This window comes from Pedobacter sp. (assembly GCF_039594775.1).
Classification (GTDB): domain Bacteria; phylum Bacteroidota; class Bacteroidia; order Sphingobacteriales; family Sphingobacteriaceae; genus Pedobacter.
In genome coordinates, this window is sequence record NZ_JBCNMT010000001.1 from 1,366,681 (window position 1) to 1,392,345 (window position 25,665).

Consider the following 25,665-nt stretch of genomic DNA (forward strand, 5'->3'; position numbering starts at 1 on the left):
CGTAAGTCTTATAAGAATTTTTATTCCTCCACTACAGTAGCGTCGGGTGCATTAGTTTTAACCGACTCTATGCCATTGTTTCTTCCACCTTCGTCGGCATACATTTGACTGCTACCAATCACTTGTCCATTTGTAGCTTTTAAATTGAAATGGTATTTTCCATTGGATGCCGTTTTTTTCTCAAACTTATTGCCGTCTTGAGAGTTTTTGCGTACCGACTCGATACCGTTTTCACAACCTGCTTTCGAGGAATAACCTTCGCTGGTTAAAATAACCTGTCCGTTGTTTGCTTTTAGGTTGAACTGGTACTCTCCGTTCGTCCTTTTTGAAATTACAAATTTTCCCATATTGTTTTATGTTTAGAATAGAAATTCGGTGTTATGATCAATGGTTAAGAAACCATTGGTTTGTATTTATTCCAATTGTCAAAAATCATCCATAGATTAATTACGAAAAGCACACCGGCAATTCCTAAACCTTCGGGCATATAAATCGCATTATGTAACATGATGCCCACCATTACTGGAAAAATGACAATGGCTCCCAAAGCACGGGTTTTGGGAATGGCAAATAATAAGCCACCTAATAACTCTATAGTGGCTACTAGAGGAATTAACCATTTAATAGTACCCATTGCCATGCCTACTGCTAAGATTTCGCCTTCCATTTTAGGTACTTGCATGTAGTGAAAAAACTTGTCGAGTCCTGCGTTAATGAACATTAGTCCAAAAAGAACACATAAAATAAGCTTTACAATTTTCATTACTTTAGTTTTAATTATTGACTTGTTTAATAAAGTTAAATAAAAATGATTAGAAAATATATGAGGCTAATCGCTTAATTTTTAGAGATATAATAATTTATTGTGAATAATGATTGAAAGGGCTAAAACTTAATTTTTTTATTTTTCGGCAAGCTTTAAGCGGTGCAAATTAAACCCGATTGAAGTGGATTCCGATTTTTCATCGGGAGAAACAAAAAGCGGGGCCGAAATAACCAAAGAACTGCTATTTTTGCTTTTCAAAGAATATAAACGGCTATGCCAACTAATGACGCAATCGTACTTCTTTGAAAAAAATAAATTTTTTTAACCTGCTTGCAACCTTTGGGTAGAAATATACATCTACCTTATGCAAGCAAACAAATGAAGGTGGCTAAAATATATACGTTAGATGAGCTGATGGAAGGCTGTAAGGCCGGCAACAGGCAGATGCAAGAAATGCTCTATAGGCAAACTGCGTCGAAAATGTTGGCGGTTTGCATGCGATATGCTAAAGATAGGATGGAGGCCGAGGATGTATTGCAGATGGGTTATGTAAAAATTTTTCAAAAGGTAAGGGAGTTTAAGGGAGAAGGGTCATTTGAGGGATGGATACGTCGTATTATGGTCAATACAGCCATTGAAAGCTACCGAAAAAATTTGCGCTCACTAAATGTGGTACCTATTGAAGATGCTTATGAGCAACCTTCGAGTGGTTTTGATTTTAGCAGTTTAGGGATGCAGGATTTGATGAAACTAATCCAGAAACTGGCCGACGGCTATAGGATGGTATTTAATATGTACGTGATTGAGGGGTATTCGCACAAGGAAATTGCCGAAACATTGGGAATTACAGAGGGTGCAAGCAAATCGCAACTTTCGAGAGCTAGGGCGATCTTACAACAGGAAATTTTAAAATTGGAGGGCTTTGGTTATGCAACACATGCCGGATAATGATTTTGATAATTTGTTTAGAGACAAATTTATGAATGCTGAGGTTGAACCTTCGGCAAATTTATGGGCCAATATTGAAGGACAATTAGTTGCCAAGCGTAAACGCACGTTCCCATTCATGTGGGTAGCGGCTGCCAGTGTGGCGGTGGTGGCATCGGTACTTATATTTACACAAAGCGGCGAAAAGATTTATCTGCAAAATACAGCTACAACGGTTGCAGAAGTAAAACCTGTAGTAGAACAGCCTGTTTTTGTGGACGAAATAACACAAACAGTAGAACCAACACAGGTGAAGCCACATACCGTAGCTAACCGTAGCCTTAAACAAAGAGAGGTGCCGCAAGCGGTTATGGCACAATTGGTAGAGGTGCCAGAAAAAAATATGACTCCGGAGCAACCATCTGTACAAAACGAGCATCTACCTATTAAACGAGCAGATGTAAAAGCTTTGGATGTAGCCTACTCGGCAAATGTGGTTCCAGTAGTAAACAATGTTTCAGAACATAGCAATGACATGATTGCTGCCAATGTAGAGAAAACCATTGAGGAAGATGCTCCAGAACAAGCTATTGAGACCAATAAAAAGGGGATACGAAACATGGGCGATTTGATCAATTATGTGGTTGAAAAGGTTGATAAAAGAGAAAAGAAACTGATCAAGTTTAATACGGACGACGATGATAACTCATCGATAATAGGTTTGAACATTGGTTTTGTTAAGTTGAATAAGAAAAAATAGAATAAAATAATTTAAAGGAATAGAAATAAGTTGCAACGTTAGGTCTTCCAACCTTTAATACATAAACAAGCACACAAATGAAACATCTAATTTTAAAAGCCATATTGGTAAGTGGACTTACTTTTATAGCAGCAGGAAGCTTAAAGGCACAAGAGGTTAAAGATAGCGTTACACGCAAAAAGTTTGAAATCAATTATGGCGTTGGGATTACCATAGGTGAAAAGAAAGATAGCACAGGTAAGGTTGATCAAAATAAGGGGCGCTTTGTAGGTGGGATTACTTTTACGCGTTTGGATATCGGTTTGGCTAAATTGATTGATAATGGAAGCTTTACTTTGTCGCCGGTTAATGATTTCCTAGATTATAAGCCTTGGAAAACAAGTACTATCTCTTTCGACGTTTTACAGTTTGGCTATAGATTTAGCAACCACTTTAAAATTTATTTGGCAGGTGGTTTTGACTGGACACATATCCGTTTAGATAGGGATATTACCATCCTTAAAAACAAACCAACTTTAGAGTATAAGGAAGAGGATGTGATTTTTAGCAAAAACCGTTTCTCTAGTAGTTACGTGCATGTCCCGTTAAATTTTGAATTTAGAACTAAAGAAAATAATCATGGTAAGCGCTTTAGATTTGTAGTTGGCCCAGAAATAGGATTTTTACTTGGTGGAAAAGTTAAACAGATCAGCGACGAATTTGGTAAAGTAAAAATAAAAGACGATTATCACTTTGCACCTTTCCGTTACGGAGGCACTGTACGAATTGGCTACGGAGGTCTAGGTTTATTCGCTAAATATTATGCCAACGATATGTTTGAAACCTCAGCACAAAAAGGATTAAAAAGCATGGCATTTGGTTTAACCTTTGGATTGAACTAGTCTGGAAGCCAGAAAACTAGATATAGCATAAAAACCAAACAAACTAATACTCACAAGTGAACCAATCCTGTTTCTGTAAAAAGAAGCAGGATTTTTTGTTTGAAGTCCGCAAGTCCGAAAAGTTCTTAGTCTATTAAGTGAGCCGGCATACAACTTTCGGACTTCCATCTACCTTGCTTCCCAACTTTCCATCTCCAGAACTTTCGGACTTTCCTGACTTCATTACTTCCCGACTTTCTCTATCTTTATACCGTGAGTGAACAAGTCTTAAGCATACGGAATTTAACGAAACAACATCAGGTTGAGCAATTATCTGGTATTTTTGATGTTAGTTTCAATATTCAAGTCGGAGAAATTGTAGCCATTATTGGCGAGAGCGGCAGTGGGAAATCCACTTTATTAAAATCTATTTATGGTCTGCTAAAGGTAGATGGGGGCGAGGTACTATTCAATGGGAAGCGTGTGAAGGGACCTGATGAACAGCTTATTCCCGGTCATGCCGATATGAAGATGGTGACGCAGGATTTTTCGTTGAACATTTATGCAAAGGTATACGATAATATTGCCTCTATGCTTTCAAACACCAATGTGGCTTTAAAGCAGCAGAAAGCCATGGAGGTAATGGAACATCTGCGCATTACCGCTTTAAAAAACAAAAAGATTATTGAGCTGAGCGGGGGCGAACAACAGAGGGTAGCCATTGCCAAAGCGTTGGTAAGTGATACTAAAGTACTGTTGCTGGACGAGCCTTTTTCGCAAGTTGATGCTATTTTAAAAAATCAGTTGCGGGCAGACATCAAGCGCCTTTCTAAAGAAACAGGACTGACCATTATTATGGTTTCACATGATGCTACGGATGGTTTGTTCATGGCAGATCGTTTGGTGATTTTAAAAGACGGAAGGTTGCAGCAGGAAGGTAAACCAAGAGAAGTATATAATTATCCAACGAGTACCTACACTGCCAAGATGTTGGGCAATGCTGTCGTACTTTCTAAACAACAGGCACAACAGTTAGAACTTAAGGTTACTAAGGAGCAGATTTGTTTTTATCCGGAATGGGTTGAGCTAAAAGCGAGCTGGTCGGCCAAGAAATTTAATGTGAGAGATATTTACTACAAAGGCTTTTATGATGAACTGCTTTTGGAAAGAAATGGAGTGCACATTAGGGCCTTGCAACTGAACAGTGGCGAGCATAAAAAAAACGACCAAGTTTATGTAAACATTGGCCGCTTTTTGGAATTTTAACATTATTAACTAACCACAGATACACAAATTTTATGCTGATTAATCAGATATCTATCTGTGCATCTGTGGCCTTAACTACATTTTTATTGAGTAGGATTTTGAGTTAATTTTCCTGGATATGAGTTGATAGCACTTTGAGGGATATAATAAACCACTCTAAAGTCTGTAGCAGCAATATTTGTAGTTTGGTTTTGAGGACCAGGATATGGGCGGCTAAGTGGTTTCCCATTTCTGAAAACATCAAAACTACGTTCTGCTTGATAGGCCAATTCCAACTGTCTTTCCTTATCAATTCTGTCGCCTGCGTTAGTTGCATCGAGAGAAGCATAACCTCCATTAACGATAGAACGATTTCTAATGGTATTCAGGTCGTTAAGTGCTAAGCCATAGTTCTGTAATTTGGCATAAGCTTCAGCTCTATTCAAATAAACCTCGCCCAATCTGCTAATTACTGGCGAATGTAATTGAGAATCTTCCCCCTCTCTAGAACATTTCACAATATAAAATTGAGGATAGGCACGGTTTAATGTAATGAAATAGTCGATATAGCCAGTGTACGTTTTTCCATCTTTGTAATTGATTGAATAAATACCTTGCGTAGCATTAATAGGAGTAAGGGTATATGATACCTGATTTGGGCTGGTACCTTCTACACAACTGATCACACCACCGTTACGAACTGTTGTTAACTGTGCATAGTTCAAGACATTGCCTGCATCTTCTTTAATGAATCTGAAAACCTCGGTATAAGCACCTGAAGTATTTTTTGAATAAGTAGGTTCAATAAATGCGGCTCTAGCATCTACTATTTTATAGCTGTCAGGTCTCCAGTCGTTTCTGCCAGTTTCATTTAGCAAGCTGATGTATTTGGCACTGGCATACATTTCGCCCCAGCCCATACCGCCAATATTCGAATACATGCCACCTACGCCATAATAATGGTCGAAACCAGAGAATTCAGCCGCAACACGTTTGATGGCAAAAATGGTTTCTTTATTGTTTTCTGGAGTAAAAGTGTTGTATTTCATAAACTGCTCTCTTGGTAATAAACTATAGGTGCTCGAAGCACTGATTACCTTATTAGCATAATCTACAGCCAATTGCGCATAGGTTTGATTTGGATTATCGTAAGTTCCGCTCATGTAAAGGTATACTCTTGAAAGCATAGCTTGTGCAGCACCTTTAGAAGCAAAAATTGGCCCTTTATTTACAGTGATTAATTCTTCCGCTTTTTTCAGATCGGCAATTACTTGCTCATAAGTTGCTTTCACTGTTGATCGATCAGGCAAATTGGCATTGATCACATCGGGAGGTGTACCGTTTACAATTGGCACGCCTAGGTTAGTTTCTGGACTTTGATAGTATGGACGTCCAAAAGCGCGAACCAAATAAAAATACATCATACCACGAACGTAATAGCATTCTCCCAATTTGCTGTCGAGCGCTGCATTTTTCCCAGCCGGAATCATGTTAATGATGTTTGATGCCTGTGCAATGGCTTTGTAGCCACTATCCCAAAACGTAGTTAACCTTCCGTTATTAGGTGTTCTGGAAAAAGAAATAAACTCGTAAAAAGCATCTGTGGATGAACCTCTGATCATGATATTATCACCAGCATATTCGCCTAAGCGGTGCATTGGGTCAGACCACGCTTTAAGTTGGGCATATACCCCATTTAATAAACCATCAATAGATTCTTCTGGGTTTTTGTTGATCCTTTCGGCTTCCATGGATCCGTATGGTGCTCTATCAATTTCACAAGATGATAGGGCTATTGTTGTAAAAATTATCGCTAATATCTTTTTCATTTTTTGTCTTCTTTAGAATGAAACATTAAGTCCAAACATGAATTTTCTGGTCATTGGATATACCCCTGGGCCTGCAGAGAAAAGTATAGTTCCGTCATCAGATACAGGAATCTCTGGATCTACGCCTGAATATTTGGTAAGTACAAATAAGTTTTCTCCGGATAGGTAAACTCTTAAGTTTCTAACCTTGTATTTTTTTAGATTGAAGTTATATCCTAAAGCCAACGAACGCATTCTGAAAAAGTCACTGCTCTCTAAGTAACGTGATGAAGTTTTATTTCCGTTGTCTTGGTTATTGGCCATTGCCCTAGGGTGAGTAGCCACATCGCCAGGTTTTTGCCATCTGTTCCAGCCGTCCATTAATTTCATTTGGTTCCTATCGTTGTAGGTTCCATCTGAATCATACTCTTGGCGTGAATAGTTATATAATTGACCTCCGATAGAATAACCAAAAACTGCATTTACGTCAAAATTTTTCCAAGTAAACGAAGTGTTAATTCCACCAAATACATCTGGTGATGCTTTGCCTATTTTTTCTTGGGTTGCTTTTGAATAGTCACTGGTAGTTGTTCTTCCTGTTTCATTGCCATTAGCATCTTTGGTAACGATGTACCACATTGGCTTACCATCGGCAGGATTTACGCCTGCCCATTGTGGCATGTAATAAGTATCAACTGGTATGCCTATTTCCAATCGTCGGCTAGCAGAACCTGCTACACCTAATTGGTCGCCAATGGTGATAGGCTTAGCCGTGTAGGTACCATCCAAATTTCTGGTTTTGAAAATATCGGTCAGTTTGTTGGTATTGTGGCCTAGGTTTACATCAAGGCTCCATGATAAATCTTTAGTACGGATAATATCGCCACCAAGTGCCACTTCTATCCCTTTATTTTTCATTTTACCTACATTTTGCCATATTGAGGTTACCCCTGTTAAGCCTGAAATTGGCACGTTGTACAAGATGTCGTCGGTTTTCTTGATATAATAATCAAACGTTAATCTTAGTCTGTTGTTAAATGCGTTTACATCTAAACCTGCACCGGTAGTATAGGTTTGCTCCCAAGTTAGATTTTTATTACCCACTTGGCTAATTAAAAGTCCTGGAACACCATTGTATCCCGCTGCTGGGTTTACCGCATATAAATCGTATTGTGGATATAATGCACTAGGACGGTTACCTACTGTACCATAAGCAGCACGAAGTTTAAAGGTGTTAATTTGCTTTACTTGAAACCATTCTTCGCGGTTGATGTTCCAACCAGCACTTACAGAGAAGAAGTTACCATATTTTTTGCCAAAATTTGAAGCTCCATCTCTACGTAGTGATACCTGTGCCAAGTATTTGCCATCATAAGCATAGTTGGAGTTAAATAACAACGATTGTACTGCCCATTCACTTATTCCACCTTTGGTTCGCTCTGGTTTTGAGGTCACATCCAATACTTCAAAGCCAGCTACAATACCTGTTCCGTAAGCGTCTAGTGTTTTACCTCTATAATCGTTAAATTCATAGCCCGCTAAGGCATTAAGGCTATGTTTTCCCCATGAGTCGTTATAACGCAAGATCTGGTTAGTATAGCGTCGTGCGTATTCAGATCTATATTCGGTGATACGCCCCATTACTATACCTCCGCCAGCATTTGAGCGAGGATCGGTATAGCTGTTAGAAGAATAGGTGTTAAATCTGTAGTTGTTAACTGAGGCAAAGGTGAAATTTTTGTTGATTTTGATGTCGAAATCGAAATTTCCCATAAACTCATAATTGGTATTAGCTCCGTGGTTCCATTGCAAATCATAAAGATAGTTGGTGCCTACACTGTTTACCCAAAGGCTAGAACGGTGGGGTACTAAATTACCATTGGCATCGTAAGGACTATCCCAGGGCAAATTGGAATACATAGAGGTTACTGAATATTGTCTATCATCAACCGCACGGCGAGAACCTACAATAGATGGTTTAATGGTCAACCATTCGAAAGGTTTATAAGTAGAGTTTAACCTAAAGTTGTAACGTTCGTAATCATATCCTCTCACCGCTCCAGATTCGTCGTAAAAACCAATGGATAGTAGTGATTGTAGTTTCTCAGTTCCGCCCTGAAAAGTGATATTGTGGTTTTGGTTAAAGCCCTGTCTGGTAGCCAAATCCCACCAGCTAAAATTGCTATTGCGCAATTCTGGTTTCCAACGTGGAAAGCTAATGGTGTTGGCGTTAGTAAAGGAAGCAAAGTAATCATACAATTCTGCGCCGTTCATTACCTCCAAGTTACCATTAGTAAGGTTGGTAACACCAGTTCTAGAAGCAATATCTATCGTCATTTGTCCGGTTTTAGCTCTTTTTGTGGTTACTATAATAACCCCATTTGCACCTTGAGAACCATAGATGGCAGTTGAAGCTGCATCTTTTAGCGTGGTGATGTTTTCTATATCCTCTGGGTTTATTTCGCCAGGGCTTGAGCCTACAATAACCCCGTCTATTACCCAAAGAGGGTTGGTGGTGCCATTTAAGGTAGCTTGTCCACGGATAATTACCGAACCTGCACTACCAGGTCTGCCAGAGCCTGGAGCAACGAATACGCCAGGTGCTTTACCAGCAAGTAAATTTTGTACGTTAGGTGAGGTTACATTTTTTAGCTTTTCGCCACTGATGGTACTCAAAGCACCGGTAAGACTTTCTTTTTTCTGAACCGAGTAACCAACTACTACCAGTTCGCCCAAAGTTTCAGAGGATTCGCTAAGGGTGATATTCCCTAATGAAGCTCCTGTTACGGTAACCTCCTTAGTAGTATAACCAATAAAGTTAATGACCAAAACATCTCCCGTTTTAGCTTGTATGCTAAAATTACCAGTATTGTCTGTTGAGGTAACTTTTGTAGTCCCCTTTACGGTTACAGTAACTCCAGGTATACCAATTCCGTTGTTATCTTTAATGGTACCTGAAACGGTTTGTTGGATTGGAGTTGTCTCTATGTCATTCAAATGTTTATTAACAATGACAGCTTTTGCATTTGCGAAGGTTGGTATACCTATTGCGAGTATGGTGGCAACCTTCATAGTAGCAAAAAAGAGATGTAAAGGTTTACCTCCTTTTAATCTCTGTAATTGATTGTTTCTTGTTTGGTTTGTCTTTTGTTTCATTGGAACTGAAAGTTTTGTTCTTAAGGCTCTAGTTAGTTGTTGAAGCCGTTTGCTTCATAAGAGTTAGTGTTTTTTGTAAGCTGGTTGTTTATTATTAATTGTGGGTTAGTTAGTAATCGTAATCATATGTTTGAAGGCAATAAAGACCTCCTAAATGTTGACTAACATTCGCTTTTAGTTTAACCTCTCCTTATCAATTGAAAAAGGACCTTAGGTCATACGTTAATGAAGGTTTGGTTCTGTCTAATAGTTTGGTTAGTAAGTATTAGCAAATCTAAAGCTTGAAGAAGTAAGGTTTTAATTAAAACTTAGCGCAAACGCTTGCGTTGGGCACCATGTTTTTCTGGTGACAAATGACACGATATATTCTTTTGGCTTGGATAAGGTGAAATATGCATATATGTGTAACTTTCTCGTGTGTTTTTAAACGCAAACGTTTGATTTTTGAGGAATGGATAAGGATGTTGTTAGCCTTCTGTTCTGTGTTATAAATTGATTTTATAACAAAAAAGAATAAGGCGAGAAAATTCAGGAAGTATTGAAGAGTTATTGAATGATAAAAATGTTTTATAAAAAAGGGGCGATGTTTTTAACATCGCCCCTTTTTGAAAGTCCAATTTTTGGAATTTAGTTGGGTTCGTATTCCGAAGGGACTACTACAACCTTTACTAGTATGTTATAATTTGGTGGAACACTGTTCATCAAATTATTGGTGTCTTGTACGTCAAAGTTAATACCACCATTAAATAATTCATAGCTGTAAGCACTATAATTAAAAGTGTAAGGTAACTGAATAAAGCTACTTTGTTTTACTGGATGTTCAAAATAGACCATTACACCTTCATCTTCTAAGGTGATGGCATCAAATTTTTTGTTTATCCATGATGCGGTGTAGCTTCCATCTGAATTTCTCCTCCAATCTGAAGTTTTAATTTCGTAATTGTATGTTTTCGCTTTTAATTCTTGATTGATAATGGTGTCTTTCTGGCATGATACCAAACCTAGTGTGGCAATGCAAAGTAGGAGTAGGGTTAGTTTTTTCATCTTGTGTGTTGTTTGTTTTTGGTTTAGAAACTCCTACGTGTGTGCGCTAGGATATTTCAAATTCAAATTTCATTTGTGTGTTATTATGCATATATCAAAACTGTTGCCAAAACTTTAGTAAGTGCTGTACCAAAAACCAAAAATTGACAAACAAAAATTATAAAGCTTTGTTTTAGCTCTTTTTGAGCTGTTTTTCTGATGGTTTGTAACAAAAAAATGTTTAATTATTTTTTGAATGATACACAATTTAGTTGTTGAAATGAATGTTTTTTGGGAGCATTTTAAATAAAAATAGGAGACAATATTAGTCTCCTATTCACTTTGTATAAAATAATAATGGAAAAGTTTCTGCTGCTACATTTGGTCACTGCAATGTACGGAGGCAATCTTTCTGTCATTCTGAGCGAAGCGAAGAATCTTTATGCGAATAACACTGAATAACAGATTCCTCCTAACGTCGGAATGACATACCGTTGTAAGATTACGTTGTCGTTTCTCCGTGCAATGAAGGATAATGGTTAAACCAAATATTCAAACAGTGTGGCATCTTGGTTCAGTTCAATCACATCAAACTTGAATTCCTTTAAACGTTGTAAAATACCTGCGTAATCTTCTTTTTTAGCTAACTCTACACCAACTAAAGCCGGTCCGTTTTCACGGTTAGTTTTCTTAATGAATTCAAAACGGGTAATATCATCTTGAGGCCCCAAAACTTCATTTACAAAAAGCTTTAAAGCTCCTGGGCGCTGCGGAAAACGTACAATAAAATAATGCTTTAATCCTTCGAAAAGTAAAGACTTCTCTTTGATTTCCTGCATGCGCTCAATGTCGTTGTTACCACCACTCACTACACATACTACAGTTTTGCCTACAATTTGATCTTTTACCTGTTCTAAGGCTGCTACAGATAAGGCCCCAGCAGGTTCAACTACAATGGCATCTTCATTATACAGCTTTAATATGGTGGTGCAAATTTGTCCTTCTGGAATTAGATAAGTAGAGCTCAATAAATCACTGCAATATTTGTAGGTAATCCAGCCCATTCTTTTAACCGCCGCGCCATCTACAAAGCGTTCAATGTTTTCGACGGTTACAGGACCACCATGTTTTAGGGCTTCGCTTAATGAAGGTGCCCCCAAAGGCTCAACGCCAAAAACTTTAACACTAGGCTTAACCGTTTGCAGATAGGCTGTAACACCAGAGGCCAAACCACCACCACCAATAGGAACCACAATGGCATCTAGATCAGGTAGGTCCTGATAAATTTCCATCATTACGGTCGCTTGTCCTTCAATTACTTTTTCGTCATCAAAAGGAGGGATAAATGTTGCTGATTTTTCTTCGCAATAAGTTAAGGCTTCTTTTAAGCAATCATCAAAGGTGTCGCCAACCAAAACTACTTCTATATGGTCGCCACCAAACATATTTACTTGCGTAATTTTTTGTTTTGGGGTAATTTCTGGCATAAAAATTACCCCTTTGATACCTAGTTTCTTGCACGAATAGGCTACACCCTGTGCATGGTTACCAGCACTGGCACATACCACCCCATTCTTTAATTGGTCGGGATTTAAACCGCTGATTTTATTATAGGCACCACGTAATTTATAAGAACGTACAATTTGTAAATCCTCTCTCTTCAAATAAATATTGGCATTGTACTTTAACGAAAGTCCCGTGTTAAATTCTAAAGGTGTTCTTTTTACAACGCCTTGTAAGGTGGCAAATGCCTGATCGAAGTCGAAAGTATGTTCTATTGTTGATTCCATTGTTTTAACCCCAAAGGGCTTTAAATTTTATTAGTTTAACTTTGTAGCTAAATGTAAAGACACTAATTGATTTAAGTCTGTGTCTTCTATCCCTTGCTTTTTATCTGCTAGATCTAAAAATGCCGTATAAACTATCGCTAATTGTTCTTTATCTAAGCTGTGCCCTAGTCTATCTAAATGATGTTTTAAGGCATGTCTTCCACTTCTAGCGGTTAATACGATGGTGGCATCTGGGAAACCAACATCTTCTGGCCTAATGATTTCATAGTTCTCACGGTTTTTCAAGAAACCATCTTGGTGGATACCCGAACTATGGGCAAATGCGTTGGCGCCAACAATTGCCTTATTGGGCTGTACCGGCATGTTCATTTGGCTACGTACCTGGTGACTAATTTCGTAAATGCCTTGGGTGTTGATATTGGTATGTAAACCTAATACTTTATGGGTTTTCAAAATCATCACTACCTCTTCCATTGAGGTATTACCAGCACGTTCGCCGATACCGTTAATGGTACATTCAACCTGACGGGCACCATTTTGCAAACCAGCAATGGAGTTGGCAGTAGCCAATCCTAAGTCGTTGTGGCAGTGACAAGAGATAATTGCTTTATCAATGTTTTTTACGTTTTCTTTTAAATAAAGAATTTTTGAACCGTATTGGTCTGGTAGGCAGTAGCCGTTAGTGTCAGGAATATTTACGACGGTTGCACCAGCGGCAATTACAGCCTCAATCATTTTGGCTAAATACTCAATATCTGCACGGCCAGCATCTTCTGCGTAAAATTCAACATCCTCTACGTATTTCTTAGCATATTTAACCGCTTCAACGGCACGTTCTAAAATTTCCTCTCTAGTGCTGTTGAATTTGGTTTTGATATGCATGTCAGAAGAACCTATACCCGTATGGATACGAGGTCTTTTTGCATAACGTAAAGCATTGGCGGCAACATCAATATCGTTTTTGTTAGCTCTGGTCAACGCGCAAATAATAGGGTCGTTAACTGCTTTAGAAATTTCAATTACGCTGTTAAAATCGCCAGGACTAGAAACAGGAAAACCTGCCTCGATAACGTCTACACCTAGTAGTTCCAACGATTTTGCAATTTCGATTTTTTGAGGTGTGCTCAATTGGCAACCTGGCACCTGCTCGCCATCACGCAAGGTAGTGTCAAAAATGTGTACTCTATTTGGGTCGTGTAACATAGTTTTAAGGGTTAGAGGTTATTGTGCTAAATACTTTAATACTAATTGTCCCATTTCTTGGGTGCCTAATACTTTGCTCGCTTCGGTATTTTGGTCGGCAATATCGCCAGTTCTGTAGCCGTCTTTCAGGGCTTGGTCTACAGCTTTAACCAATGTTTTGGCTTCTTCTGTTAATCCAAAGCTGATTTCTAACATTAGCGCTGCCGATAGGATAGAAGCCAGTGGGTTTGCCAAGTTTTTGCCAGCAATGTCATGTGCCGAACCGTGAATGGGCTCATAGAAACCTACGCCATCGCCCACAGAAGCAGAGGCTAACATGCCCATTGAGCCAGCAATTTGCGAAGCCTCATCTGTTAGGATATCGCCAAAAAGGTTGGCAGTTAAGACCACATCAAATTTCTTCGGATTTTTAATCAGCTGCATGGCTGCATTGTCGATAAACATGTGCTCCGTTTCTACCTCAGGATATTGTTTGGCAATTTCTTGTACGGTTTCGCGCCATAAGCGGGAACTTTCCAAGACGTTGGCTTTATCAACCGAACATAGTTTTTTGCTGCGTTGTTGTGCTGCTTGGAAAGCTTTATGGGCAATGCGTTCCACTTCATATCTGTGGTAAATCATTAAATCTGAAGCTGTATTTCTGTCTTCTGAACGATTTTTTTCTCCGAAGTAAACGTCACCGGTTAACTCTCTGAAAAACAAAATATCAGTTCCTTTTAAGATGTGTGCTTTGATGCTCGAGGCTTCCAGCAACTCATCAAATAGTAAAATAGGACGCAGATTCGCATATAAACCTAGCTCTTTCCTGATTTTAAGTAAACCTTGCTCTGGTCTGACTTTTAGCGATGGGTCGTTGTCGTACATGACATGACCAATGGCTCCGAACAAGATGGCATCACTTTTACGTGCTTTTTCTAAGGTTTCATCAGGTAGGGGATTGCCTGTAACTTCAATAGCTGCATGTCCCATGAGGGCCTCATCAAAAGTAAATTCGTGACCAAATTTTTTTGCGATTTGCGCTAGAGCAGCTTTTCCCCATTGGGTAACTTCTTGTCCAATGCCATCGCCAGGTATTACTAAAATGTGTTTTTTCATTATTTGTATGTTTTTGAGCGTACTACTTATTGCTATGTCGTCATTTCGACCTTAGGGAGAAATCTAGCATCAAGAAATTGGCCGTGAGATTTCTCCTCGTTCCTCGTTCGAAATGACGGGTTATTTACGGGCTGTGCTATACGCTTTCTAATTCTTCTTTGTACGTTCTCTGTTTATAAATGTCATTATATATCACTCCGCCTTTGCTAAGTAATAGTTGATGCGTTAAATTTTTAGGTAGCTGGTCGTCGCTGTGCGACACGTAAATTAATGTTCTGTTGGTGGTACACAAACCATCAATTAGGGTATTGAACTGTAAAGTTTGGTGCGCATCCAAACCTTGACAAGGCTCATCCAAGACTAAAAGCTCCGGGTTCTTAATCACAGTTCTTGCTAATAATACCAAGCGTTGTTTACCTAATGATAATTGTGATAATAAATCATTTTTATTGGCAGTTAAACCAAAATATTCGATTAGCTCGTCTACCTGTGTACGTTTGTGCCAGCCAATTTCTTTATATAGGCCAATACTGTCGAAAAAACCAGAAGCGATGCTTTGCCAAACCGTAGCATTGAAATCGAAATACCAATGTAGCTCCGGAGAAATTAAACCGATATGTTGTTTGATGTCCCAAATGCTTTCGCCTGAGCCTCGTTTGTTGCCAAAAAGATAAATTTCATTGGCATAGGCCTGTGGATGGTCGCCATTGATTAAACTCAACAGCGTTGATTTTCCCGAACCATTATGGCCTTGCAATAACCATTTTTCACCCGCCTTGATTTCCCAGCTTACGTTTTTAAGCACTTGCTTTTCGCCATAGTTGATGTTCACATCAACCATTTTAATCAAAGTATTACTACTTGAAGGCGGTGCTTCGTGCAAAAACGCTGGAATTTCCTTTTCCTCTATCACAATATTGCTTCTGGTGCAAAATGTAAAATGCTCTACCAATTGTCCATCTTCAACTTCCGCATATCTATTGATACAGGCGGGAATTTCAGTTTCGTTGCTAACCAGAACAATTTGTACCCCATCATTGGTTAATTCATCTAATAAATTGTTAAGATTTTGACGGGATTGAACATCTAAACCAGTGTAAGGCTGGTCTAACAATAGCAACTGAGGTTTTAACCATAAGGCTTTTACCAATTGCAGTTTTTTGTGTTCGCCACTTGATAGTTCTATCAGTTGGGCATTTCGAAGGGAAGCAAAGCCTAACGCATTTAAGATGGGTTCTATTTTGCTTAAGTTGAGGTTGTTTTCTTTGCCGTAATGTACTAACTCAGCATTAACGGTCAAGGTATCTTTTACTTGTTGTGCATTGTAGCGCTGTTGATAGTAGAAATTGGCTACGCCCTCTATATTTTTAAATTGATACCATTGGGCTATGTACTGGCAGACGGGCTTTACATCGGCTTGTGGATTAAAGCTGACGACAATTTCATCTGTACTTTTTTCTAAGCCAGCAATGGCTTTAAGCAAAACTGTTTTGCCACTGCCACTTGCTCCGGTCAAAAGCCAGTTTTCTCCTTCAGAGATAGTCCATTCCAAATCAGTTAACACGGTTTTACTGCCGTATTTTAAATTGAAATTAGATATTTGAACTATTGGATTACTCATTTTATTTAAGTCAAAAGTGGAAAGTCAAAAGCATATGATAATGTCGATTGGCTTTAACACACTATTATGGTTATTAATAGAATTTAAAAACTTTGTTCTCTTCAAATTCTTCAATTAGCGCTGTTTGGCTACGAACAAAGTCGATGTCATCATAGCCATTAATTAAGCACGATTTTTTGTAAGGATTGATTTCGAAACTTTCCTGTGCTCCAGTAGAATCGATGGTTACGGTTTGTGCTTCCAAATCTACGGTTAATGTGTTGTTGGTATCTTTTTCTATTTCCTTGAAAATATCGGCCAAAAAAGCATCGCTAACTTGGATAGGTAGCAAGCCATTATTTAAGGCATTTCCTTTAAAGATATCAGCAAAAAAGCTGCTAATCACTACGTCGAAACCATAATCTTGAATGGCCCAAGCAGCGTGCTCGCGACTACTTCCACAACCAAAGTTTTTGCCGGCAACCAAAATCTTTCCGCTGTAAATAGGGTTATTTAACGGGAAATCGGCCTTTGGTTGATTTTCCCCATCAAAACGCCAATCACGGAATAAGTTTTCGCCAAACCCTTCTCTGGTTGTTGCTTTTAAAAACCTAGCGGGAATAATTTGATCGGTATCAACGTTTTCTATATTTACCGGCACTATTGCCGAAGTTAATTTTTCGAATTTTTTCATTTATATAGTTTTTTCGTTTTTTGGTTTGTTTGTTGTTTGGACTTACAACCTAAAACTTATTACTTTTTTATTGCTTTTACCCTCAATCTTCTATAATCGGCAGTCCACTCACCATTTTTAAAGTTAGTAGGTTTTAAGAGCTCGATAGCCAAATCGGTTACCATCTTTGTTTCCTCTTCATTAAGATTAACAAAAGCATGTTGTGCAAACTGGTTGATCCATTTTAGCATGCCATCTTCACCTACCAATTTGGTTGGTCTATCAAATAGCCAAATTTGCTCCGTTTCAAAACCTGTAGATTCTAATAAGGTTGCATAATGGCCAATAGATGGGAAGAACCAAAAGTTAGAAATTATTCTATGCTCTAAATGCAGTTGTTTTGCTGCAGCTTCTATGGCATCAATAATTGATTTAATGTTTCCTTTGCCACCAAATTCGGCAACTAAACGGCCACCGTGTTTTAAGCTTTTATAGATGCCCCTCAACAATCCTTTTTGGTTTTCAATCCAGTGGAAAGTGGCATTGCTAAATACGGCATCAAACTCACGGTTGTAGTCTAATTGCGATGCATCTTTTTGCTCAAACGAAATGGTTGGGTAATTCTGTTTGGCAAGTGCAACCATATCGGCAGAGGCATCAACACCCGAAACTACAGCTCCCGTTTCCTGTATTTTAGCCGCTAAATCGCCGGTACCACAACCAACATCTAAAATATTTTCGCCCGCTTTGGCATCAAGCCATTGCAAAACATCAGCTCCATAATCAGAGACGAAACGATGTTGTTCATTGTATAGCTTACTGTCCCAATGTATTTCTGGCATATTGTTAGTTTTTTAGTTGTTTGTTGGTTAGTTTTTTAGATTAGATATCGACGTTCTGACTGACCACTGACCACTGACACCTGACCCTGACCCTAGTTCCTAAGCTTCTAATAACTCCCTCACATCGGTAATTTTACCTGTAACTGCTGCTGCTGCTGCGGTTAACGGACTTACCAATAAAGTTCTTGCGTTTGGTCCTTGTCGGCCTTCAAAGTTTCTGTTTGATGTGGATACACAATATTTTCCTGCCGGAATTTTATCTTCATTCATCCCTAAACAAGCTGAGCAACCTGGTTCACGTAGCTGGAAACCAGCATTTTCAAAAATCTTATCTAAACCTTCTGCCTTTGCTTGCGCTTCTACTTGTTTCGATCCTGGAACAATCCAAACCTCCACATCAGCAGCTTTTTGCTTGCCTTTCACAAACGAAGCCACTTCACGTAAATCCTCTATGCGAGAATTTGTGCAACTGCCAATAAATACATAATCAATCGGTTTACCAATTAGCGAAGCGTCATCCTCAAAGCCCATATAATCTAAAGCCTTTTGGTAAGAAGGTTGCTCGCTTTTAGGCTGTGCCGAAGTAGCTGGAATTTTATCATCAATGCCAATGCCCATCCCTGGATTGGTTCCGTACGTAATCATTGGAGCAATATCGGCCGCATCGAAAGTTAATACGCTATCAAATTTTGCATCAGCATCACTGTACAATGTTTTCCAGTAAGCCAAAGCCTCGTCCCATTTTTCACCTTTTGGGGCAAACTCCCTGCCTTTAATATACTCGAAAGTGGTTTCGTCGGGAGCAATTAAGCCACCACGAGCACCCATTTCAATACTCATATTGCAAACCGTCATACGAGCTTCCATACTTAAGGAACGGATCGCAGAACCTGCAAATTCCACGAAATAGCCGGTACCACCAGCTGCAGAAATTTTGGCAATGATGTAAAGAATGATATCCTTTGCACCAACGCCTTTGCCCAGTTCTCCATTTACTTCAATTTTCATGGTTTTAGGTTTGCTTTGTTGCAAACACTGTGTCGCAAAAACTTGCTCCACCTGTGAAGTCCCAATACCAAAAGCAATAGCACCAAAGGCGCCATGCGTTGAAGTATGGCTATCGCCACATACCATGGTTTTTCCGGGTAAGGTAATGCCTAACTCTGGACCAATCACATGTACAATACCTTGATAGCGGTGTCCTAAACCATAAAGTTCTACGCCAAACTCAGCGCAATTTTTAGTCAACATATCTACCTGATATCTCGAAAGCTCTTCCTTGATTGGTAAGTGTTGGTCTAAAGTGGGAACATTGTGGTCGGCAGTTGCTACCGTTTGTTTCGGACGGAAAAGTCCGATGCCACGTTTTCTCAAGCCGTCAAAAGCCTGAGGCGAAGTAACCTCGTGGATCAAATGCGTATCAATGTACAAAATATCAGGAAAGCCCTCTTCGCGTTTCACTACGTGCGCATCCCATATTTTTTCTACTAATGTTTTCGCCATCTTTTTATAAAATTATTTTTAGTTAGTTTGTCAGTCTGAGCTTGTCGAAGACTTCTCTGTAAAATTAGAAAAGAATTCCTTCCACAGGCTCAGAACCGACATTCTTTTTTGTAAACCTCATAGGTTTTTAAAACCTACGAGGTTTGGTATTCTTCTTTAAATTACTCTTTCGTTTGAAAAGAGAGACCGCGTTATGCTGTCTTAATCGACTTCATTGCAGTCATTGCTTTACGCAATTTTCTACCTATAACTTCCACTTGGTGGTCGCGTAAAATTTCGTTGATAGCTACCAGTTCAGCATTATCAACCGAACCATCTTTGCCTTCGTTAAAGTTTTTACCTACTAAGTCAGCATCAACCGTTTTCATGAAATCAGTTAACAAAGGCTTACAAGCTTGGTCAAATAAGTAACAACCGTACTCAGCAGTATCAGAAATTACACGGTTCATTTCAAATAATTTCTTACGGGCAATAGTGTTTGCAATTAGCGGCGTTTCGTGTAGTGACTCATAGTAGGCACTTTCAGGTTTAATACCCGCTTCAACCATCGTTTCAAAAGCTAATTCTACACCAGCTCTCACAAAAGCTACCATCAAAGTATAATTGTCAAAATATTCTTGCTCGCCAATTTTTACATCACCAGCAGGTGTTTTTTCGAAAGCAGTTTCACCAGTTTCAGCTCTCCATTTCAATAGGTTTGCATCGCCATTAGCCCAGTCTTCCATCATGATACGGCTAAACTCACCGCTCATAATGTCGTCTTGGTGTTTTTGGAACAACGGACGCATAATGTCTTTCAATTCTTCCGAAATTTTGAAAGCTTTAACTTTAGCTACATTGCTCAAACGGTCCATCATACCGCTTACCCCACCGTGTTTCAAAGCCTCGGTAATTACCTCAACACCGTATTGAACCAATTTAGAAGCATAGCCAGCATCAATTCCTTTTTCAATCATTTTATCAAAAGAAAGGATAGAACCGGTTTGTAGCAAGCCACATAAAATCGTTTGCTCGCCCATTAAATCAGATTTCACCTCAGCCACGAATGATGATTTCAATACGCCAGCTCTATGACCGCCAGTACCTACGCAGTAAGCTTTAGCTTGCGCCAGGCCTTTGCCTTCAGGGTCGTTTTCTGGGTGAACCGCAATTAAGGTAGGTACACCAAAACCTCTTAAATACTCCGCTCTAACCTCAGAACCCGGGCATTTAGGAGCCACCATAATTACCGTAATGTCTTTACGGATTTGCATACCTTCTTCTACGATATTAAAACCATGAGAATAAAGTAGGGTAGCACCTTGTTTCATTAACGGCATCACCGCATTTACCACCGAAGTATGTTGTTTATCAGGCGTAAGGTTAATTACCACGTCAGCAGTTGGGATCAACTCTTCATAAGTACCTACTTTAAAATTGTTGTCAGTCGCATTTTTCCAGCTATCCCTTTTTTGTTCTATAGCCTCTTTGCGCAACGCATACGATACATCCAAACCACTATCTCTCAAGTTTAAACCTTGGTTTAAGCCCTGAGCGCCACAACCTACAACTACCAGCTTTTTGCCTTTTAATGCATTTACGCCATCCAAAAACTCATCGTTTTCCATGAAATCGCATACACCTAATTGGTTCAATTTTTCTCTAAGTGGTAATGTGTTAAAATAATTTGCCATTTTTCTATTTAGTTTTTTAGTGATTGCATTTATTAGTGATTACACAGATTCTATGATCTCACTGATATTTGCTACACTGATTTGTTGTTTACGTTTTAATTTTTTCCTTCGGTTTGATTACACAGATTTTGTGATTTCACCGATAATTATACTATTGGTCTTTATTCTTTGCTCTTTAATCCTGCTCTTTATTCTTGTAAAGCATGGTACTGTGTGCTTCGGTTATTGTAGTCCCACTTTTCACTTTAATCTTTTTGTTGGTGCTACCGTTAATATTTGTCATCCTGAGCTTGTCGAAGCATCTATTAACAACTAATCCTTCGACAAGCTCAGGATGACACCGACAAAAAGTATTTCCCTGCCTACCGCAGGCAGGCGTTTCAATCGGGTTTAGTTAACTTCAGTCCATAAGTCCGAAAAGTCAGCAAGATATACCGAGTTAATTCTACATCTTTCCGACTTTCAGTCTTTCTTACTTCCCGACTCAAAGCTACATCGTAAAAATCTTATCGCCCTTATCCAAGAACTCGTTTTCTACACGTTCTTCACCTGGTTCCTCTGCTTCAAATTCTTTCAATTTCTCGTGGAACCCAGCGCTGTCTTTAATAATGGCTACCCTTGCACTTCTCACAAATTCAATCAGTTCATAAGGCTCGAGGGCTTTCACCAAAGCATCCGTTTCTTCTTTATGGCCGGTCACAGAAAAAACAGTATAATCTTTTCTAATCACTACCGCAGTAGCTCCATATTGTCTCAATAAACGCTCTACCGTTACTTTCTCGGTAATCTCTTCGGTGGATACTTTGTATAGGGCCAGTTCTTGCCAAATCACCTCACTGTCGGTATTGAAGTATACTTTCAGGACTTCAACTTGTTTCTCAATCTGGCGTGCTAACTTTCTCACAACTTCATGACTTTCGTTAATTAAAATCGTGAAACGATGGATGCCTGCGATCTCCGAAGGAGAAGTGTTTAAGCTGTCGATATTGATTTTTCTTTTCGAAAATATGATTGAAATGCGGTTCAGTAAACCAACCCTATCTTCGGCGTAAACCGTAATGGTAAAGTCTTGCTTACCTTCGTAACTGATATCGCTAGGTGTATATTTTATGGTGTCGTTACTCATTGTTTCTGTGGATTAAGGATAAAGGAACAAGGATCAAAGAAATAACGTCTATACTTTTAATCTTTGCTCTTTAATCCTTGTTCTTTGCTCTAATTATTTTAATCTAATTTCACTTACGCTGCAACCTTGTGGTACCATTGGAAAAACGTTGTTTTCCTTGCCAACCATTACTTCCAAAAGGTAAGATCCGTCGTGATTGATCATTGTTTCCAATGCTTTTTTAAGCTCAGCCCTTTGGTCTACTTTACTAGCCTCGATATAGTATGATTTAGCCAGTGCTACAAAGTCAGGGCTGGTAATGTTCACAAATGAATAGCGTTTATCGTGGAACAATTGTTGCCACTGACGTACCATTCCCAAGAACTGGTTATTTAAAATCAAGATTTTCACAGCAGCACCGAACTGCATGATCGTACCCAATTCTTGCGGCGTCATTTGGAAACCACCGTCACCGATAATGGCCACTACCGTACGTTCTGGAGCACCATATTTAGCGCCGATAGCGGCAGGTAAGCCAAAGCCCATAGTGCCTAAACCACCAGAAGTAACGTTACTGCGGGTTTTGTTAAACTTCGCATAACGGCACGCGACCATTTGGTGCTGACCAACATCGGTTACAATTACCGCATCGCCACCGGTAAGCTCATTTAAGGTGCGTAAAACTTCGCCCATGGTCATTTCTTCACCAGAAGGATACAATTCTGGTGTAATGACTTGGTCTATCTCCTGTTGGTTGTAATCTCTAAATTGAGCAACCCAGGCTTCGTGTTTATTCTCTTTTACCAAGTTGGTTAAAATTGGAAGCGTCTCTTTACAATCACCCCAAACGCCAACTTCAGCTTTTACATTTTTATCAATTTCGGCAGGGTCGATATCCAAGTGAATAATTTTTGCCTGTTTAGCATATTTATCCAAACGACCAGTTACACGGTCGTCGAAACGCATCCCGATGGCAATAATTACATCTGCTTCGTTGGTTAACACGTTTGGTCCGTAATTGCCGTGCATTCCCAACATCCCTACGTTTAAAGGGTGGTCGGTTGGAATAGCACCTTCGCCCATAATGGTAAATGCTGCAGGAATACCAGTTTTCTCAATGAAAGCTTTGAACTCTTTCTCGGCATTTCCTAAAATCACCCCTTGACCAAACAATACAAATGGTTTTTGAGCACTGTTAATTAGTTTTGCAGCCTCTTCAATAAATTCAACCCTTACTTTTGGTTTAGGTCTGTAGCTACGGATATGGTTACATTTTACGTAAGCTTCAAATTCCTCAATTTGTAGCTGAGCGTTTTTGGTAATGTCAATCAATACAGGGCCTGGTCTGCCACTTTTAGCAATATAAAAGGCTTTCGCTAGTACTTCAGGGATTTCCTTCGCATCAGTAATTTGGTAGTTCCATTTGGTTACTGGTGTGGTAATGTTAATGACATCAGTTTCTTGGAAAGCATCTGTTCCCAAAAGGTGTGCAAATACTTGCCCTGTGATACAAACAATAGGCGTACTATCAATTTGGGCATCGGCTAAACCTGTTACCAAGTTGGTTGCTCCTGGGCCGCTAGTAGCGAAAGCAACACCCACTTTTCCGCTGGTACGGGCATAACCTTGTGCCGCATGAATGCCGCCTTGCTCATGGCGTACCAAAATATGTTCTAGCTTATCTGCATAATCGTATAGGGCATCGTAAATAGGCATAATTGCACCACCTGGGTAGCCAAAAATTGTGCTTACGCCTTCTTCAATAAGGGCATTCAACAACATTTGGGAACCCGAACCTTTAAAAGTAGGGGAGCTGGTTGTAGCCTTTTTAGTCTCTGTATCTTGTAAGGTTTCCATAGTTCTATATTTTATGAATGGAAGTTTTCGGTTTAAGTTAATTGTATTAAGCTTCGTCGGTTACACAACCTCCGGCAGCATCTGAAACGGTACGGGCATATTTATACAATACGCCCTTGCTGACTTTCAGTTTAGGTTGCTGCCATTTAGCTCTGCGCTCAGCAATTACTTCATCGCTTACTTGTAGGGTGATTTTATTATTTATTGCGTCAATTACGATTACATCATCATCTTCTACCAAGCCAATTAGGCCTCCTTTATAGGCTTCTGGTGTAATGTGTCCTACTACAAAACCATGGGTACCACCCGAAAAACGACCATCGGTAATTAAGGCAACGCTTTTACCTAAGCCTGCACCAATGATTAGTGAAGTAGGTTTTAGCATTTCTGGCATACCTGGAGCACCTACCGGCCCCTCATTTTTAATGACTACCACATCCCCTGGTTTAATTCTGCCAGAGGCAATACCAGCAACTAAATCTTGTTCGCCATCAAATACCCTTGCAGGTCCTTCGAATTTCTCACCTTCTTTGCCAGAAATTTTTGCAACAGAACCTTTTTCTGCTAAGTTTCCGTACAATACTTGCAGGTGACCCGTGGCTTTAATAGGGTTATCTAGCTTTTGGATAATAGGTTGGTTATAATCGATGATTGATTTTACGTCTTTTAGGTTTTCTGCAACAGTTTTTCCGGTAACAGTTAAGCAGTCGCCGTGTAGCATGCCTTCGTCTAGCATATATTTCATCACTGCGGGGGTTCCTCCGAACTGATGTAAATCTTGCATCAAATATTTGCCACTTGGTTTAAAATCTGCTAATACAGGAGTAATATCGCTCATGCGTTGGAAATCATCTTGTGAAACTTCCACGCCGATAGCTTTACCGATAGCGATAAAGTGTAACACCGCGTTAGTACTTCCACCCAAAACTATGATGGTACGAATGGCATTTTCAAAAGCCTTACGAGTCATAATATCCGAAGGCTTAATATCTTTTTCTAAAAGGATACGGATATATTTACCTGAATCTAAGCATTCGTTTTTCTTTTCTTCGCTAATGGCAGGGTTAGATGCCGAATAAGGTAAGCTCATGCCCAGTGCCTCAATAGCTGAAGCCATGGTGTTTGCTGTGTACATGCCGCCACAGGCACCAGCACCTGGGCAAGTATGCTTAATGATACCTTGGTAGTCTTCGTCTGATAAATTGCCACAGATTTTTTGACCTAAAGCCTCGAAAGCGGAAACGATGTTCAATTCTTCACCTTTATAATGACCTGGGGCAATAGTACCGCCGTAAACCATAATGGAAGGGCGATCTAAACGAGCCATGGCCATAATCGCTCCTGGCATATTTTTGTCACAACCTGGGATGGCAATTACGCCATCATAGTATTGTCCACCGCAAATCGTTTCAATACTATCTGCAATTACATCACGGCTAACCAAAGAATAGCGCATACCCTCGGTTCCGTTGCTCATGCCATCGCTTACGCCAATGGTATTAAAAGTAAGACCGACTAAATCATTGTTCCAGACTCCTTTTTTAACCACAGCGGCTAAATCATTTAAGTGCATGTTACAAGTGTTACCATCGTAACCCATACTTGCAATGCCCACTTGGGCTTTGGCCATATCGGCATCGGTTAAACCAATTCCATAAAGCATAGCTTGTGCTGCAGGCTGTGTTGGGTCTTGCGTAAAAGTCTTACTGTATTTATTTAATTCCATTTATATTGTTGTTTGTTCTGTTCAATTCAAAAAAAAACCGCCTCTTTTTGGGA

General features: G+C 39.4%; 20 protein-coding genes. 4 read left to right on the top strand and 16 right to left on the bottom strand.

Annotated features, from left to right (window positions below):
• Window positions 1-20: 20 nt before the first annotated feature.
• The gene (locus ABDV71_RS05810) at window positions 21-347 is read right to left on the bottom strand and encodes a YegP family protein (protein WP_343531469.1); all 327 of its coding nucleotides are present in this window, start codon (window positions 345-347) and stop codon (window positions 21-23) included.
• Window positions 348-391: 44 nt separating this feature from the next.
• Entirely contained in the window at window positions 392-763 is a 372-nt protein-coding gene (locus ABDV71_RS05815) for a DoxX family membrane protein (protein WP_343531470.1), read from the bottom strand.
• 381 nt (window positions 764-1,144) lie between these two features.
• Between ABDV71_RS05815 and ABDV71_RS05820 the strand changes: the two genes are divergently transcribed.
• From ABDV71_RS05820 to ABDV71_RS05835, 4 genes are all read left to right on the top strand, one after another.
• Window positions 1,145-1,714: an RNA polymerase sigma factor gene (locus ABDV71_RS05820; RefSeq protein WP_343531565.1), complete on the top strand. Its 570-nt coding sequence runs from the start codon at window positions 1,145-1,147 to the stop codon at window positions 1,712-1,714.
• Window positions 1,695-2,453: a hypothetical protein gene (locus ABDV71_RS05825; RefSeq protein ID WP_343531471.1), complete on the top strand. Its 759-nt coding sequence runs from the start codon at window positions 1,695-1,697 to the stop codon at window positions 2,451-2,453. Before ABDV71_RS05820 ends, ABDV71_RS05825 begins: the two co-directional genes overlap by 20 nt.
• Window positions 2,454-2,530: 77 nt before the next feature.
• Window positions 2,531-3,334: an outer membrane beta-barrel protein gene (locus tag ABDV71_RS05830; RefSeq protein ID WP_343531472.1), complete on the top strand. Its 804-nt coding sequence runs from the start codon at window positions 2,531-2,533 to the stop codon at window positions 3,332-3,334.
• Between the two features lie 252 nt (window positions 3,335-3,586).
• Window positions 3,587-4,579, top strand: coding sequence for an ABC transporter ATP-binding protein (locus tag ABDV71_RS05835; RefSeq protein ID WP_343531473.1), 993 nt, complete (start codon window positions 3,587-3,589; stop codon window positions 4,577-4,579).
• 83 nt (window positions 4,580-4,662) lie between these two features.
• Here ABDV71_RS05835 and ABDV71_RS05840 read toward each other — a convergent pair whose 3' ends face one another.
• The 14 genes from ABDV71_RS05840 to ilvD all read right to left on the bottom strand — a co-directional run bounded on the left by ABDV71_RS05840 (window position 4,663) and on the right by ilvD (window position 25,612).
• Entirely contained in the window at window positions 4,663-6,387 is a 1,725-nt protein-coding gene (locus ABDV71_RS05840) for a RagB/SusD family nutrient uptake outer membrane protein (RefSeq protein WP_343531474.1), read from the bottom strand.
• A gap of 12 nt (window positions 6,388-6,399) precedes the next feature.
• Window positions 6,400-9,522 carry a TonB-dependent receptor gene (locus ABDV71_RS05845; RefSeq protein WP_343531475.1) on the bottom strand — a complete coding sequence of 1,041 codons (3,123 nt, stop codon included), beginning with the start codon at window positions 9,520-9,522 and terminating at the stop codon, window positions 6,400-6,402.
• A 627-nt stretch (window positions 9,523-10,149) separates the two neighbouring features.
• The gene (locus tag ABDV71_RS05850; RefSeq protein WP_343531476.1) at window positions 10,150-10,566 is read right to left on the bottom strand and encodes a hypothetical protein; all 417 of its coding nucleotides are present in this window, start codon (window positions 10,564-10,566) and stop codon (window positions 10,150-10,152) included.
• A 518-nt stretch (window positions 10,567-11,084) separates the two neighbouring features.
• Complete coding sequence (gene ilvA / locus ABDV71_RS05855) at window positions 11,085-12,335, bottom strand: threonine ammonia-lyase IlvA (RefSeq protein ID WP_343531477.1); 1,251 nt, start codon at window positions 12,333-12,335, stop codon at window positions 11,085-11,087.
• A gap of 30 nt (window positions 12,336-12,365) precedes the next feature.
• Window positions 12,366-13,538: a 2-isopropylmalate synthase gene (locus ABDV71_RS05860; RefSeq protein WP_343531478.1), complete on the bottom strand. Its 1,173-nt coding sequence runs from the start codon at window positions 13,536-13,538 to the stop codon at window positions 12,366-12,368.
• Between the two features lie 18 nt (window positions 13,539-13,556).
• Window positions 13,557-14,633 (bottom strand): 3-isopropylmalate dehydrogenase, encoded by a 1,077-nt coding sequence (gene leuB / locus ABDV71_RS05865; protein WP_343531479.1) that lies wholly within the window; start codon window positions 14,631-14,633, stop codon window positions 13,557-13,559.
• 136 nt (window positions 14,634-14,769) lie between these two features.
• Window positions 14,770-16,254 carry an ATP-binding cassette domain-containing protein gene (locus ABDV71_RS05870; RefSeq protein WP_343531480.1) on the bottom strand — a complete coding sequence of 495 codons (1,485 nt, stop codon included), beginning with the start codon at window positions 16,252-16,254 and terminating at the stop codon, window positions 14,770-14,772.
• Window positions 16,255-16,327: 73 nt separating this feature from the next.
• Window positions 16,328-16,927, bottom strand: coding sequence for a 3-isopropylmalate dehydratase small subunit (gene leuD, locus ABDV71_RS05875; protein ID WP_343531481.1), 600 nt, complete (start codon window positions 16,925-16,927; stop codon window positions 16,328-16,330).
• A gap of 59 nt (window positions 16,928-16,986) precedes the next feature.
• The gene (locus tag ABDV71_RS05880; protein ID WP_343531482.1) at window positions 16,987-17,748 is read right to left on the bottom strand and encodes a methyltransferase domain-containing protein; all 762 of its coding nucleotides are present in this window, start codon (window positions 17,746-17,748) and stop codon (window positions 16,987-16,989) included.
• Between the two features lie 99 nt (window positions 17,749-17,847).
• Complete coding sequence (leuC, locus tag ABDV71_RS05885; protein WP_343531483.1) at window positions 17,848-19,251, bottom strand: 3-isopropylmalate dehydratase large subunit; 1,404 nt, start codon at window positions 19,249-19,251, stop codon at window positions 17,848-17,850.
• Window positions 19,252-19,442: 191 nt separating this feature from the next.
• Window positions 19,443-20,924: a ketol-acid reductoisomerase gene (gene ilvC / locus ABDV71_RS05890; RefSeq protein WP_343531484.1), complete on the bottom strand. Its 1,482-nt coding sequence runs from the start codon at window positions 20,922-20,924 to the stop codon at window positions 19,443-19,445.
• 490 nt (window positions 20,925-21,414) lie between these two features.
• Window positions 21,415-22,050: an acetolactate synthase small subunit gene (ilvN, locus tag ABDV71_RS05895; RefSeq protein WP_343531485.1), complete on the bottom strand. Its 636-nt coding sequence runs from the start codon at window positions 22,048-22,050 to the stop codon at window positions 21,415-21,417.
• Between the two features lie 93 nt (window positions 22,051-22,143).
• Complete coding sequence (ilvB, locus tag ABDV71_RS05900) at window positions 22,144-23,886, bottom strand: biosynthetic-type acetolactate synthase large subunit (protein ID WP_343531486.1); 1,743 nt, start codon at window positions 23,884-23,886, stop codon at window positions 22,144-22,146.
• A gap of 46 nt (window positions 23,887-23,932) precedes the next feature.
• Window positions 23,933-25,612: a dihydroxy-acid dehydratase gene (gene ilvD, locus ABDV71_RS05905; RefSeq protein WP_343531487.1), complete on the bottom strand. Its 1,680-nt coding sequence runs from the start codon at window positions 25,610-25,612 to the stop codon at window positions 23,933-23,935.
• Window positions 25,613-25,665: the final 53 nt, after the last annotated feature.